Origin of the sequence: Pseudochelatococcus contaminans (genome assembly GCF_014195635.1) — a bacterium.
GTDB classification, from domain to species: Bacteria; Pseudomonadota; Alphaproteobacteria; order Rhizobiales; family Beijerinckiaceae; genus Pseudochelatococcus; species Pseudochelatococcus contaminans.
In genome coordinates this window covers 184048-198616 of record NZ_JACICC010000006.1, presented here as the reverse complement: position 1 = coordinate 198616, position 14569 = coordinate 184048, and the positions used below count along the sequence as shown (strand labels likewise).

The 14569-nt window shown below is 58.9% G+C and carries 10 protein-coding genes; 2 read left to right on the top strand and 8 right to left on the bottom strand.

Going from position 1 to position 14569, the window contains the following annotated elements; all coding sequences use genetic code 11:
• Positions 1 to 4: 4 nt before the first annotated feature.
• The 8 genes from FHS81_RS12970 to FHS81_RS12935 form a co-directional block, all read right to left on the bottom strand.
• A complete protein-coding gene (locus FHS81_RS12970; RefSeq protein ID WP_183753584.1) occupies positions 5 to 1456 on the bottom strand; it encodes an aldehyde dehydrogenase family protein in 1452 nt (483 codons plus the stop codon).
• Positions 1453 to 2427 carry an NAD(P)-dependent oxidoreductase gene (locus FHS81_RS12965; RefSeq protein ID WP_183753582.1) on the bottom strand — a complete coding sequence of 325 codons (975 nt, stop codon included), beginning with the start codon at positions 2425 to 2427 and terminating at the stop codon, positions 1453 to 1455. Before FHS81_RS12965 ends, FHS81_RS12970 begins: the two co-directional genes overlap by 4 nt.
• Positions 2428 to 2442: 15 nt before the next feature.
• Positions 2443 to 3831 (bottom strand): NAD(P)/FAD-dependent oxidoreductase, encoded by a 1389-nt coding sequence (locus FHS81_RS12960; protein WP_183753580.1) that lies wholly within the window; start codon positions 3829 to 3831, stop codon positions 2443 to 2445.
• A gap of 138 nt (positions 3832 to 3969) precedes the next feature.
• Positions 3970 to 7026 (bottom strand): D-2-hydroxyglutarate dehydrogenase YdiJ, encoded by a 3057-nt coding sequence (ydiJ, locus tag FHS81_RS12955; protein ID WP_183753578.1) that lies wholly within the window; start codon positions 7024 to 7026, stop codon positions 3970 to 3972.
• 177 nt (positions 7027 to 7203) lie between these two features.
• Positions 7204 to 7554, bottom strand: coding sequence for a cupin domain-containing protein (locus FHS81_RS12950; protein WP_183753576.1), 351 nt, complete (start codon positions 7552 to 7554; stop codon positions 7204 to 7206).
• A gap of 41 nt (positions 7555 to 7595) precedes the next feature.
• Positions 7596 to 9071 carry an FAD-dependent oxidoreductase gene (locus FHS81_RS12945; protein WP_183753574.1) on the bottom strand — a complete coding sequence of 492 codons (1476 nt, stop codon included), beginning with the start codon at positions 9069 to 9071 and terminating at the stop codon, positions 7596 to 7598.
• A 102-nt stretch (positions 9072 to 9173) separates the two neighbouring features.
• The gene (locus tag FHS81_RS12940) at positions 9174 to 10514 is read right to left on the bottom strand and encodes an MFS transporter (RefSeq protein ID WP_183753572.1); all 1341 of its coding nucleotides are present in this window, start codon (positions 10512 to 10514) and stop codon (positions 9174 to 9176) included.
• A 273-nt stretch (positions 10515 to 10787) separates the two neighbouring features.
• A complete protein-coding gene (locus FHS81_RS12935) occupies positions 10788 to 12107 on the bottom strand; it encodes an FAD-dependent oxidoreductase (protein WP_183753668.1) in 1320 nt (439 codons plus the stop codon).
• 694 nt (positions 12108 to 12801) lie between these two features.
• Here FHS81_RS12935 and FHS81_RS12930 point away from each other — a divergent pair.
• Positions 12802 to 13764, top strand: a complete 963-nt coding sequence (locus FHS81_RS12930) for a GlxA family transcriptional regulator (RefSeq protein WP_183753570.1) — start codon at positions 12802 to 12804, stop codon at positions 13762 to 13764.
• An 81-nt stretch (positions 13765 to 13845) separates the two neighbouring features.
• A complete protein-coding gene (locus FHS81_RS12925) occupies positions 13846 to 14565 on the top strand; it encodes a glutamine amidotransferase (RefSeq protein WP_183753568.1) in 720 nt (239 codons plus the stop codon).
• Positions 14566 to 14569: the final 4 nt, after the last annotated feature.

The following is a 14569-nucleotide window of genomic DNA, read 5'->3' as shown; positions in this document are numbered from 1 at the left end:
GTGTTCAAGCGAGCTGGTAGGATGTCTTGACGCGTGTGAAGAACTGGCGCGCGTAAGTGCCCTGCTCCCTCGGCCCAAGGCTTGAGCCCCTGTTGCCACCAAATGGCACGTGATAATCGACACCAGCGGTCGGCAGGTTCACCATGATCATGCCGGCCGAAGAGTTGCGCTTGAAATGCTCGGCATATTTCAATGAAGTCGTGACGATGCCGGCGGACAAGCCAAACGGCGTATCTTCCGCCGCCGCGAAGGCTTCATCATAGTTCCTGACGCGCAGCACACTGAGGACGGGGCCGAAAATCTCCTCGCGGTAGATGCGCATACCCGGCTGGACATCCGTGAACAGAGCCGGCGAGAAGTGATACGCTTTTCTGTCATTCTCCAGATATTGCCCGCCAAGCACGAGCTTTGCGCCTTCGTCGACACCGATCCGGACGTAAGAGAGATTCTGTTCAAGCTGACCGGGGTCAACCACCGGGCCAATGTCTGTTGCGGGGTCGAGCGCATCGCCGATGCGCAGTTGCCGGGTTCTTTCGGCAATGCGTTCCACGAGACGGTCGTGGATGCCGTCCGTCACGATCAGGCGCGAGCTGGCCGTGCACCGCTGGCCGGTGGAATAGAACGAGCCTTGAACAGCCACCTCGACGGCAAGATCGAGATCGGCGTCGTCAAGCACGATGAGCGGGTTTTTGCCGCCCATCTCCAGTTGCACCCGCACCAGACGTTCCGCAGCGATTCCAGCCACATGCCGCCCGGTTTTCTCCGAGCCTGTGAACGTGATGGCATCGACGTCGGGAGAGCGCAGCAAGGCGTCACCCACAGTGCGGCCCGGCCCGATGACCGTGTTGAACACCCCGGCGGGCAGGCCAGAGCGCGCGATGATATCCGTCAGCGCCCATGCCGAAGATGGCACAAGCTCCGCGGGCTTGAACACGATCGTATTGCCGAAGGCAAGCGCGGGGGCCGCCTTCCACGCCGGAATTGCAATGGGGAAGTTCCACGGGCTGATGATGCCGACGACACCCACCGGCTGGGTGGTGACATCGATGCCAACGTTTTCGCGTACGGAGTCATACTTTTCGCCGTTCGCCCGCAACGCCTCCTGCGCGTAGAACTTGAACGAGCGGCCAGCGCGGTCCACCTCGCCGAGCGCCTCGCGAACGACCTTGCCCTCCTCGCGCGCCAGCAGTGTGGCGAGTTCCTCACGGCGCGCCAGGATCTCGGTGCCGATACGGTCGAGAATGTCCGCGCGGAGCTGGGGGGTGCTGCGCGCCCATTCGCGGCTCGCGGCCTTCGCAGCCGCGATGGCGCGATGGGTCAGTTCGGCGTCAGCCCGCGCGAAACGGTCGACAACCTCACCCGGATTGGATGGATTGAGGTTTTCCAGCACGCCGCCAGCCTCATGCGCGGCTACGAACTCGCCATTGATGAAGCTCGATTTGATCGTATCAGTCATGTGTTTTCCCTCCGAACGGCGCCCTCGGGCTCCTTGCCTTCAACGAACTGGACGATGTTGCCGACAGCCCTGTCGATGAGCCCCTGCATGGCGTCTTCACTGCTCCACGCGACGTGCGGGTTCAGGATAAAATCGGGACGGTCGATCAATTCGAAAAGCGGATCGTCGGGGCGCACAGGCTCGTTCTCGATCACGTCGATGGCGGCTCCGGCGATGCGGTTGTCCTTCAATGCCCTGATCAAAGCCTGTTCGTTGATGATGCCGCCGCGCCCGGTGTTGACGATAATCGCGTCCTGCTTCATGCGCAAGAATGCGTCGTCATCGAACAGGTTGCGGGTTTCATCCGTCAGCGGGCAATTGATCGATATGACGTCGCTGATGTCGAGCAGACGGTCGAAGGGCAGAAACTCGTCGCCTTTGAGACGGCCGAAGAAGTCCTGATAATAGACCGTCATGCCGAAGCATCGGGCCAGTTCGGCCAGGCGCCGCGCAATCGGCCCGCTGCCAATGATGCCGAGCACCTTGCCGCGAATATCCCTCACGCGATAATCGAAATAGATGTTCTTCGGCTCGATCTCACCGCGATGAACCTTGCGCAGGAGATCGTGATAACCGGACGTGCGGCGCATGAGGTCGAGAATGAACGACAGTGTGTGCTCCGCCACCGTGTTCTCGGCATATCCGGGCACGTTCGTCACCACGATATCGTGCGCATGACAGTAATCGACATCGACGATGTCCGTGCCCGTCAGCGCGAGTGAGATCATCCTGAGTTTGGGCAACTGCCGCAGGTGTTCCTCGCGAAGCGGCACGCTGCATGTCATCACGATGGTTGCATCGCGCAGGCGCTCGACGACATCCTCGGGCTGCGTATAGGCGTAGCTCTTCCAGGTGTGCGGAAAAGACGGCTCATGCAGTTTAACGGTCGGCCCAATACCTTCACTGTCGAGAAAAACGATGTGCTCGCTCATACAAATTGATCCCACTTACTTTTTATTCGGGACGTAGCCGGCCGGCGCGAGGCTGGCGAGGAAGTTTGTTATCGGGCCAGCATTGCGGTTCTCATCCTGCAACGCTTCCTTGCGCACCAGTGCATCGCGCACGAGATGCGCGCCGACGTAGCGGAAGGGTTCCGGCGGGAAAAGCTGCATCTTCTGGTCGACAAGCCCGCAGTTGGACCATTCGTCGTTCGCCTCCTCGACAAGCGACTTGATGATCTTGCTGGCGAAAACCGTGGTGGCGATACCGCTGCCGGAAAAACCGATGCCGTAGACGATGCCGCGATGGCCGCCGAGATATCCGAAATTCGGAATGCCCTTCATGGCCCGGTCGAGAGGACCGGTCCATGAGCTGACAATCGGCACATCCGCAAGCTGCGGATAGAAGGAGCGCAGCACAGCCGCCACCTTGTCGGCAGCAGGGGTCGGCTTTTCATAAAGATTGCCGACGCGACCGCCAAAGCCGAACTGGCCCAGCGGCTTGCCAAACACGATGCGGCCATCCGGCGTATTGCGCCAGTAATTGAGCACCGTGCGGGAATCCGTGATGGCGACGCCTGTGTTGAACCCGGTGGCATCAAGCCTTTCCTTGACCGAGGCCGTCGCGACCATATCGCTCGACATGACGGCGATCATCCGCCGCAACTCCGGGAACTGCGCGCCCCAGGCGTTCATGGCGATGACGACCTTTTTCGCCGTCACCTGGCCCCGATCGGTCTTGACCACCGGCTCCGTCGAGCGCTCCAGATGCACCAGCGGCGACTTCTCATAGATCGTCACACCAAGCTGAAGCGCGACACGCCGCAGTCCGCGTGCCAGCATGGCCGGTTGCACGGTGGCGGCGTTGGGATCGAAAAGCCCCTCAAGCGTGCGCGGAGAACCCGTGCGCGACTGCATTTCCTCCCGGCTCACCGGGCGGAAGGGATTGACGCCATACTTATCAAGGCTCTCGACCAGCCCCTGCCAGGAGTTGATCTGGCGCTCGTTGCTGGCAGCCCACAGCCAGCCTTCCTTGCGATATTGCGCGTCGACGCCGTACTCGGCACAGAACTCACCGATTTCGTCGATGGCGGATGCCGCGGCCTCGCAAATGCGCCGTGCTTCCGGCTCACCGCAAATGCTGACAAGGGACAAATACTTTGGCCACCAGTTGGCCGCGTCGCCGCCATTCCGGCCGCTGGCCCCGGCGCCGCAGCGATCGCGCTCGATGACGACAACCGACTGGGCCGGGTTGGCTTTCTTGAGCCGGATCGCGGACCACAGGCCCAGATATCCGCCGCCTATAATGCAGACGTCAGCCCTTATGTTCCCCTGAAGCGGCGGTGCGAGATGACTGTCCAGGTCAAGTGCCTGCGCATACCAAAATCCGCGATACATGTTCTTGTTCCCACAACTGGCCGACTGTCCCCGGAGTAGGCCTATCGTGACAGGCTGAGACCGGCTATTACGTCGATGACAATTACTAGAATGGTCCTGACGTGCCGCGATACGCATGCAGCCGGAACCAGTTATCCGTCAGGCGGCGTGCGTCCTGCCGCGCACGTCATCGAGCAGCGCCTCCACCGGATGACGCAGGCGGCGGCCTTCGAAACGCTTGACCTGACTGCGGCAGGAATAACCCGTGGCCAGCGGCTCCACCTGCTCAGGTACGGCCGCCAGCTTGCGCTGCCACGATTGGGAGAAGATCACCTTTGAGGTTGCGGCGTTCCGGGCCTCATGGCCATAGGTGCCAGACATGCCGCAGCATCCGGTGGCTTCCGTGCGCAGTTGCAATCCACGGCGCAGGAACAACTGCTCCCAGCGGCTGCTGCTCTCGGGAATACTTGTTTTTTCGGTACAGTGCCCGAAGAGCCGGAAGACCTTGCCCGGTTGATCCGGCGTTCCCGGCGGCAGCGCCTGTTCCAGCCATTCCTGCGGCAGCAGAACCGGCGGCGGCGTGCCGACCTCCGGCACGTAAGCGTATTCCTGCCGGTACACCAGCGTCATCGCCGGATCGAGCCCGACAAGGGGAATGCCGTGGCCCGACAAGGCGTTCAAGGACAAAGCATTGCGGCTGGCAGCTTTTGCGAATTTATGGAGGAACCCCTGCACGTTCAAAGGCTTGCCATTGGGCCTGAACGGAGCGAGCCAGACCTGATAACCAAGATGAAACGCCAGCTCGATATAGGCGGAGAAAAGCTCCGTCTCGAAATAACGGGTAAATGCATCCTGGACGAAAATGACGCTCCGCGACCGCTCCGCCTCAGACAAGGCCGCCAACGCTTGCGGCGTCGCCGGGCGAACACGGCAGCGTTTTAACGTGGCAACGAAGTCATGCCGACTGAAAGTCGGGCTGTCGACCATGCCAAAGAGACGCTCGATAAGAGCGCCGACGAGCTTGCTGCCCATCAGCAGATTATAAACACCCCGGACCTTGCTAAGGTATGGCAGGGTGAATTCGAGCGAGCCTATCATGTAGTCCCGCAGCGGACGCATGTATCGGCGGTGATAGAGATCGAGAAAACGCGAGCGGAACTCCGGTACATTGACCTTCACCGGGCACTGGCTGGCGCACGATTTACACGACAGGCATCCGGCCATCGCATCGTAAACATCATGCGAGAAATCCGGGTCGCCGCGCCACGCGTTGAAGCTGTTGCGCAGGCGCGGAACGAACCCCGACACCGGCGACGACCTTTGCCTGGCAACAGCCAGCACATCCACCCCGGCGGCCTGTTGCAGCCGCAGCCACTCGCGGATGAGGGAAGCCCTGCCCTTGGGTGACTGCACCCGTTGGCGGGTCGCCTTCCACGATGGGCACATAGCGTCATCGAGGTCGAAATTGTAACATGCGCCGTTGCCATTGCAGTGCATGGCCGCGCCGTAGCTGCGCCAGACGCGCTCATCGATCTGCCGGTCCAACTCGCCGCGCAGGGGAACACCGTCGATCGTCAGCAACCGCGCCGCGACCGCCAGCGGGGTCGCGATCTTGCCGGGGTTGAACTGGTTGTGAGGATCGAAGGCGGCTTTAAGCTCCTGCAAAGACGGATAAAGCGCGCCAAAGAACGCCGGTGCATATTCCGAGCGAACGCCCTTTCCATGCTCACCCCACAGCAGCCCGCCATATTTTTGCGTGAGCTTGGCCACCGCATCCGACACGGGGCGGATCAGCGCTGCCTGTGCTGGATCTTTCATGTCGAGCGCCGGCCGCACATGCAGCACACCGGCATCGACATGCCCGAACATGCCGTATCGCAGACCATGACTGTCAAGCAACGCGCGGAATTCGGCAATGAAATCGGCGAGCTTTTCCGGCGGCACCGCCGTATCCTCGACAAACGCCTGCGGGCGAGCCTCGCCGCTGACGTTGCCAAGAAGCCCGACAGCGCGCTTGCGCATCGCATAAACCTGCTTCACCGCATCATGGCCAATCGCCAGCGTATGGCCAAGGCGCTCGACGCTGGTGTCCAGACGCAGGTGATCGACAAAGCGCGCCACGGTCTCATCGAGGCGCTGCGGATCGTCATCACTGAACTCAACCAGATTGATGCCCAGTGTTTCCCGGCCGACTTCCGAGGGAAAGTAATCGGCGACCGTTGCCCAGACGATATCCTGCATGGCGAGCAGCAGAACCCGCGAGTCGATCGTCTCGATTGACAGCGGCTTATGCACGAGCAACGCTCTTGCGTCGCGCAGCGCGTCCATAAATCCGGCGTAGCGAATGTTGACGAGAACCGTGTGCTTGGGAATCCGCAGCACATTCAGCCGTGCTTCGACCACGAAACCCAGAGAGCCCTCCGCCCCGCACAGCACGCTGTTCAGATTGAACCGGCCATCCGGCACCTGCAAATGCGCCAGGTCATAGCCCGTCAGGCAACGGTTGAGCTTCGGGAATTTTTCCGTGATCAGCTCCGCCTTTTCCTCGCTGATGCGGCGGGCGGTGCGATAAACCTCTCCGGCCCGATCCTGCCGCGCGCACCATTCATCCAGCTCGGCGCGGTCCATGGCGTGGCTCTGAATCCGCTCGCCGCCCATCAGCACGAAATCGAGCGCCAGCACGTGATCCCGCGTTTTTCCGTAAGTGCAACTGCCCTGCCCGCTGGCATCGGTGTTGATCATGCCGCCGATGGTGGCGCGATTGGATGTCGACAACTCCGGCGCAAAGAACAGGCCGTATGGCTTGAGCGCGGCATTGAGCTGATCCTTCACAACCCCCGCCTGCACGCGCACCCAGCCTTCCTCGGCGTTGATTTCGAGAATCCGGTTCATATGCCGGGAAAGATCGACGACGATGCCTTCGGTCAAGGACTGGCCATTCGTGCCTGTGCCGCCACCGCGCGGGGCGACGACGATCGTCCGATACTCCGCCAGCGCCAGCAGCTCGGCGATGAGTTGCACATCCTGCCCATGCCGAGGAAAAATGGCGGCCTGCGGCATGCGATGATAAATGGAGTTATCCGTCGCGAGCACCGTCCGGATCGCGTAATCGGTCTCTATCTCCCCTTCAAAGCCGCGCGCCGCGAGCGCTTCGAGGAAGCGGCCGCAGACGGTCGAAACAGGATCGACGGGACTCGAAATCTGGGCGATTGACATAGTCGCAAACGGCCTCCACTGCCGGCTGATCCTCTCGATTTTGGGGCATGAGCCACATTCACCTGGCACGCCACCCTGCCAGACCACGGCTCTGTTTGACTAAACGTGGCCATGGTCTGATTTTTAATGTCGAACCGCTTCTATCGACCGGATGATCCTGTCGGATCAAGGGACGCTCTAGAACAGGACATAGGTCTTGCGCAGCGTTTCCTTCACGTCCCAGACGCCCTGGCAATCGGCCGGGAACAAGACGGCGTCGCCCGGATGCAGCTCGACCGGCTCACCGCCATCCGGCGTGAAGGTGCACCAACCGCTGATGATATGGCTGAACTCGCGGTTTTTGAGATGACGGCGGAAAACACCGGGCGTGCTTTCCCAGATGCCGACGCTTGCACCGACATCGGCCGCCTCCTGATGCTGGTTTGTCGCCTGGCTTGCGATGACGTCGCCCTCAGGCAATTTTGCCGGGGCGAAATCCGTCAACGTCGCCTCACCGGATTGACGAACAACCGTAAGAACCTGAGTCATAGGGAAACTCCTTCTATCTCTGTTTCAAAACAGGGCTGGCATCACACGCGCTGGTAAACCCGGGCCGTGTTCTCATCGAAGTAATCCAGCTCTTTCCGCCGGCGCTCTTCAGACCACCCGGCAGCCGCAGCCGCGATGTGCGACAGCTCCTCCGCCCGGTCGCGTCCAAGAGATGGATCGAGGCCATCCGGCAAGCGGCGGCGGACGAGATCGACAAGACGAACGACATGTTCCTCCCGGACGATGCGGCTGACATCGTTGCCGTCGATTCCAGCGAGCATGCCTTTGGTCGGTGCGCCGCGTTTGCCCAGCACTTTCTCAACCGCTCTGGCGGCGAGACGTCCGGCATGGCGGTGCATCATGATGTAGGAGCCGGTCATCGTCACCAGCCCCGGTTTGGCCGGATCTTCGATAGCGCGAACGGGCAAGCTGACCGTTTCGCCATCTTCCGTGGACATGGGCCGCACGCCGCACCACGCATGCTGCACATCCTTGCGGGTCAACGCGAGCTTGGGGAACAGCAGGTTGGCCTCACCGAGAATATAGTCGACCTCTGTCTCCAGCACGCGGACATCATCCGAGTCTTCAGTGACGACAAGCTCAGTGGGGCCGATGAAGTGATAATCACCCCACGGAAACACGTAAAAGGTTTCGCCCTTGCTGGAAAATGCCTCCAACCCCTGACCGCGCCAGGCATCCGGCAGGCGTATCATCACGTTCACGCCCTTGCGCCCAAGCACCCGTCTGGTTTCACTGGCGCCGCCGCCCGGCACACGGTCAACCCACGGGCCAGCGGCATTGACGACCGCAGCCGCGGTAACGGTCGCCCGCCCGGTGGCGTCGGGGGCCTCCTCATCCAGTGTAACGTGCCACGTGCTGCCGCGCTGTTCGATGCCGCTTACTTTCGCATAAGTGCGGATCGTTGCGCCGCGACGCTCGGCATCCAGCGCCGTATCCACGCAGATGCGCTCAGGCCATGCGTACATGAACTCCTCGAAAACGCCGACGCTGGACACCGGTCCGCCAAGACCCGCCACCATCGCGCTTTCTTTGGCGGCCTGCTCCGGCGACAACCGACGAAACGCCAGCGGAACGTTGCGGCTGGCAACCGTTTCCATGAGCCGGAAACCGAACTCGATCAGCCAATGCGGATACCGGTCTCCGGCGCGGAAAGGATACTGGAAGCGATGCTTCGTCAGGCGGTGCGGCATGTCGCGAACCAGCTCCGCCCGGCAGTGCATGATGTTGCGCGCGTAAAGGAACCGCTTCCAGACGGCCAGCGGCCGGAACGGTATCTGCCACAGCGGAAAGTCCGGAGCCAGATAACCCACGCCGGAATACAGCATGCGGCTGGAGCGCGAAGACGTGCCCGCGCCGATATCACCCCGATCCACCAGCAGGGTTTTAAATCCTCGTCCGGCGAGTTCGCGGGCAGCGGCGCAGCCAACCGCGCCCGCGCCTACGACCACCACGTCCCAGGCCGTGCCTGAAAGCGTTTCAAGCGGTGCGCGGGTCATGCGTTATCCTTTCCTGATAGAAAACCCAGACAGTCAGCCTGACGACATTCGCTGACGCGTGGACAAGACCACGCGTCAGCAAGCGGATGCGGACCTGATGCCTCAATGATCGAGCGAAGCCGCTGCATGAAGATCCAGTTCGCGCGTTTCCGGCGCCATCACATACGTATTCCACGCACCGATGAAACAAACACCGGCAGCAACAAGCATCGTGTTTCCAATGCCGATGCTGCTCACCGAAATCGGCACCAGATAAACGCCCAGAGCGGTGCCGATGCGTGACAGGGACGTGGCGAGACCAACCGCAGTCGCCCGGATTTCCGTCGGGAACAGCTCGTTGGGATAGACGAACTCCATCACCTGCGCGCCGCCATTGGCAAGAGCATAGGCGCAGAACAGCATCACGACGATTATCGGCGCGGCATCGGGGAAGAAGCCCAACACTGCCAACGGAACACCAGACCAGATGAAGCTGTGGATCAGCATCTGCCTGCGCCCCATCAGGTTCACCAACTTCATCGCAAGCAGGCAGCCCAGCACGAATATGATCGTGATGACAACCGATCCGAAAGTCGCATCACTCTCCGCAACGCCGAGGGCCGCGAGCACTGTCGGCGCAAAGGAGTAGATCGCAAACAAGGGCACGACGGCGCAAGTCCAGAAGATGGTGACGAACAGCATGCGCTTGCCATATCCGGAATGGAACAGCGACCATATGGAAAGCTTGCTGTCCTTCTCCGGCTCGGCCATGTTCGCGATGGAGTATTCAGGGCCATAGACCTGCTTGATGATCCGATTGGCCTCGTCCTTGCGCCCCTTGCTGAGCAGCCAGCGCGGCGATTCAGGCGTGCCGGCGCGGGCGAACAGGAACAGGATGCCCGGCACCAATGCGCTGGCGAGCGCATACCGCCATGCATCTTCACCGCCAAAATGCAGGATCAGACTTCCAGCGATGTAGGCACAGGCCGCTCCCGCAAACCACATCACCAGCATGAAGCCAAGCAGCGGGCCACGATGCTTGCGCGGCAGGAACTCGGCCAGAAACGCCGTGGCGATGGGATAATCCGCGCCAACGGCAACGCCGAGCAAAAAGCGCCAGACGAACAGCATCAGGGCCGATTCCACCCAGAACTGCGCAACCGAGAAACCGACGATGGCAATGAGATCGACGAGATAAAGCACCTTGCGGCCAAATCTGTCCGTAAACCAGCCGCCGAAGAACCCGCCGAAGAAGATGCCGATTAGCGCGGAGGCCGCGACAAGTCCCTCCCATGAGGTGCTCAATTCCAGCGCCGATGTAATCTGCGCCATTACCACGCCGATGATACTCAGCACATAACCATCAAGAAATGGCCCGCCTGATGAGTAGATCGTCAGGCGTTTATGAAACTTATTGAGAGGCGCGTCTTCCAGAGAACCAAGCGCCAGACTTTGATTTTTCATGCATTATTCCTCCCTAAGATGTTTTTGATTGCCGGTTCCGCTACAGGCGAGCCTCTTGCACAGGCGAGCGTCTTAGCCCGCTGCGCGACGCAAGGGTTCTGCGTCGGTCGGTGAAACGGCATTGATTGACTTATGTCAGGTAACGAAAAGACCTGATCCAGAAGCAGCAAGTACTACGTCTGGATAAAGCACCTCATCGAAGCGCAGCGGCGCGCAATTTTTCTGGAATACTCCGGTATCAAGAGAACAGCAGGGTGCGAAAAGACCTGCCGATCAACTTTCAAGCCCTGCCCGGCGCTCTCCGTTCCAGAGATTTGCATTGACGCCAAGGCTGAGGAATGGCTCTGGCGGATTGGCCGCCGGAACCGGTGACTGAATGAGAAAATCGATAAGTTCATTGCGGTCACCCGCCAGCCAATCCGCCAGAAGAGTGCCGGTGATCGTCCCGCGCGTCAGGCCCAGTCCGTTGCAGCACACAGCGGCAGAGATGTTGGAGTCCAATGCGCCAAAGTAACTGGTGTGGTTCCGCGACAAGCACATCGCGCCACCCCATGTGTATTCAAACTCGACATCCTTGATAGCCGGAAACCGGCGCTCGAATGATAGTCTATGCTTGCGCTTCGACTGTGCCAGAGCACCGGGATTGACCTGCCCGCGTGGATTAAAGCTAAAACTGTTGCGGACGAGGATGCGATTGTCCGGCGTTCTTCTGAGAGTGGTCCCGAACGGATGCGCCGGGATAATACCCCAATGGTCCTTGCCGCCGATCCGCGCCTGCTCGTCGTCGGTCAATGGCCGAGTGATGCTCGCATAAGTAAAGATTGGCAGCAGACGCCGTTTCAGAAACCCGAAATGGGACGCGAAAGCATTGTTGGTCAGCAACAGGTTACTGGCCTTGATACTGCCCTTGGCATGGCGCAACTCTACTTCCTGACCGCGCTCGAAACCTGTTATCGGTGTATTTTCATAAAGCGTAACGTTGGACGGAAGACTATCCGCAAGCCCCTTTACGAGAGCCGACGGCTGCAAAAGCATCGTTCCGGGCGTATACAGAGCCTTGCGATAGAAAGCCGTGCCCAGATGCGCCGGTATATCTTTGGCCTCGATGACCTCATACGCCTCTCCAAGCTTGTCGAGGCCGCTGCGATAGGAATCGAGAACCGACACACCACTGTCTTCGATCGCGGCCTGATATTTGCCAGAGAAATTGAGGCTGCAATCGATATTGTGGTTCGAAATCAGTCGTTTAAGGATTTCTTGCGCAGCTTTGTTCAGCGCAAGATTAAGCCTCGCAGTGCCAATATCTCCAATGTAATCGGGTGCTCCGATATCATGCGGAAGATCAATAACAAACCCTGAGTTTCGTCCCGAAGGGCCAAATCCCACCTGCTGCCCTTCGATGAGCAGCACTTCATCATCGGGAAACCGGGTTGCCAACTGGCGGGCCGCAGCCAATCCGGTAAGCCCGGCACCAACGACGGCCCACCGCGCCTGGCGGTGACCTTCATGAGCTGAATTGGGTTGCCGACGCTTGCTTAGATGAAACCACCCGCATGACGCATCGTCTGCAGGCACCGGTAACGTTGTTACCATATTACACTTCCTCCCACTTGTTTTTAAACTGCCATTCGGCCATAGCGGGGGCATATAACGGGAGCGACCAATGCTATTGTGTTTGTGTCATTCATCTCGACCTAAAAAATAGAATTGCAAAAAATTATATTTTTTTATAAACTTTAAGTAAAAAATATATAATTTAGTTGTTTTTATATATCTATGTCAAATAATTAATAAAAATTTTAACCAATTTTATCATATGATGAGAATCAATAAAATGAAAAATTCAATATTTATTGATTTAATCTAAACATATATCATAAAAATATAATGGACACACGCCATTAAGCGCTCAATTTTCGGAAAACAAACATCCTACTCGCCCGTAATATTCAGGAAGATGAAGGGTCATCACAACGTCTCTCTCCATGTTTTCGCGACCCCTATAATGTTTCGGTCATTTCCTCGTAGAAGCCGGCCATTTCCGCGATCAAGCGGCAGCGCCATGGATGGCTTGCCGGGTTTTGCAGTTGCCAAGGCGACCTTCAGGTTATAATTTCGGTCGATCTATCATAAAAAAGACATTAGGGAGCACGGGAAGGTGGCTACATTTTCCTCAAATCTGAAACCGGATAGAACCGACGATCCCGAAAAATACGACGGCCATGAGACTGATGAGGCAGAGGCCGCCGGCCCTGCCCGGCCGGATCTGAAAATCGGTTTTGTCCTCATGAACCATTTCACGCTGGCTCCGGTCGCGGGTGTGGTGGAGTCCTTGCGTTTCGCCGCAGACAAGTCTTTCAGAAGCCAGCAGATATTCTGCCAGTGGGACTGGATGACGTGCAATGACCAGCCTGTGACGGCAAGTTGCGGGATGACGATCCTGCCGACAAGACCGCTGGACCTCAAGGAAAAGTACGATTACATCGTCGTCGCAGGTGGATTGCTGGACGGCACACGGAACCCGCCGGAATGGCTTCTCGATGCGCTGAGATCCGTCCATGCGGCTGGCGTGCCGCTTATTGCCCTTTGCTCCGGCTCATTTGTTCTGGGCAAGGCGGGATTGTTGGATGGACATCGTTGCGCCGTGCATTTCTCGATACGTGACGAGTTCGTCGAGCGTTTCCCGAAAGCCACCGCGCTGCTTGATAAAACATACGTGGACGATGGCCGTATCATCACCTGCCCCGGTGGGCCGGCCATCGACCTTGCTATCCACCTGATCCGCAGGCACTGCGGCGCCTTGCGCGCGAAGAAAAGCATTGAATATCTGCTGATCGACGAAAGCCGAAAGGCATCGTCAGCCACGAACGATACCGATGACAAGAACGACGCATCCGTTTATCAAAATGCACTTGTCCATCGTGCAATAGCTTTTATGAAACAGCATCTCGATGCCAATGTATCGTTGAAGGAAGTTGCGAAATTCGTCGGCACGCACCCAAGGCAGTTGCACCGCGTATTCATCACCAATACCAACACGCCGCCCGCTAACTATTGGCGAAAATTAAGGCTTGAACATGCTCGCACTCTTCTTTCAGATACGAGCATGAACATCACATCAATTGGATTCGAGTGCGGTTTTTCCGACGCGTCTCACTTCATATTGTGGTTCCGCAAGTTCTACGGCGAGACACCTCATGCCTATAGAAAACGCCGACACGAAGTGGAGCGCCTGCTCGTATCCGCATAAGGCTCCCTCGAACAACGCTAGTCATTGCGGCATAACCCATCATTGAGTGTGCCGCGTGCTTTTGTCATGGAATAAGAAACGATGCAGAAACCTGTCCTGATCATTCTGGCCGGACGAGCCTATCCTGAAATCAGCGGCGCGATTGGCGATTATGACGACTGGATTGCTGCTGGTCTGGGTGATGCGCTCCCGCATATCGTCGTCGATGCCCGCGAACAGCCGGAGCTGCCGCATCCGTCCGATCTCGCCGGAGTCGTCGTCAGCGGCTCGCACGCCATGGTCACGGATCGGGAGGACTGGAGTGAGCGACTCGCGGACTGGTTGAAATCCAGCGCCGAGGCGGATTTGCCCATACTTGGAATCTGCTATGGTCATCAGTTGCTGGCCCATGCCTTCGGCGGCACGGTTGGCAATCGTCAAACGGGCGTCGAAATTGGAACCAGAGCCATCGCATTGACCGGACAGGCCGACGACGACGAGTTGTTTAAGGGCTTGCCGGCGGAATTCCCGGCGCAACTCGTCCATTACCAATCCGTCCTCGGACTTCCCGATGGCAGCACCGTGCTGGCGTGCAGCGACGAAGAGGCGCATCAGGCGTTCCGCATTGGCAAGCGGGCGTGGGGTGTGCAGTTTCACCCTGAATTTTCTGCCGAAGCCATGCGCGGGTACATCCGGCAGCTTCGCGATCGTCTGGAAGCCCCTGATGCTCTGCTGGATGATGTGAGCGATACCGCAGTCGCCCGAAGCATCCTGCAACGCTTCTCCGCACTATGCGCGGTTTCTCGCCCGAAGGTGGGCTGAGCCA

Bases quoted from the DNA above. Each gene is read 5' to 3' on its own strand.
- FHS81_RS12970 (WP_183753584.1), bottom strand. From the start codon at position 1,456: ATGACTGATACGATCAAATCGAGCTTCATCAATGGCGAGTTCGTAGCC.
- FHS81_RS12965 (WP_183753582.1), bottom strand. From the start codon at position 2,427: ATGAGCGAGCACATCGTTTTTCTCGACAGTGAAGGTATTGGGCCGACC.
- FHS81_RS12960 (WP_183753580.1), bottom strand. From the start codon at position 3,831: ATGTATCGCGGATTTTGGTATGCGCAGGCACTTGACCTGGACAGTCAT.
- ydiJ (WP_183753578.1), bottom strand. From the start codon at position 7,026: ATGTCAATCGCCCAGATTTCGAGTCCCGTCGATCCTGTTTCGACCGTC.
- FHS81_RS12950 (WP_183753576.1), bottom strand. From the start codon at position 7,554: ATGACTCAGGTTCTTACGGTTGTTCGTCAATCCGGTGAGGCGACGTTG.
- FHS81_RS12945 (WP_183753574.1), bottom strand. From the start codon at position 9,071: ATGACCCGCGCACCGCTTGAAACGCTTTCAGGCACGGCCTGGGACGTG.
- FHS81_RS12940 (WP_183753572.1), bottom strand. From the start codon at position 10,514: ATGAAAAATCAAAGTCTGGCGCTTGGTTCTCTGGAAGACGCGCCTCTC.
- FHS81_RS12935 (WP_183753668.1), bottom strand. From the start codon at position 12,107: ATGGTAACAACGTTACCGGTGCCTGCAGACGATGCGTCATGCGGGTGG.
- FHS81_RS12930 (WP_183753570.1), top strand. From the start codon at position 12,802: ATGAACCATTTCACGCTGGCTCCGGTCGCGGGTGTGGTGGAGTCCTTG.
- FHS81_RS12925 (WP_183753568.1), top strand. From the start codon at position 13,846: ATGCAGAAACCTGTCCTGATCATTCTGGCCGGACGAGCCTATCCTGAA.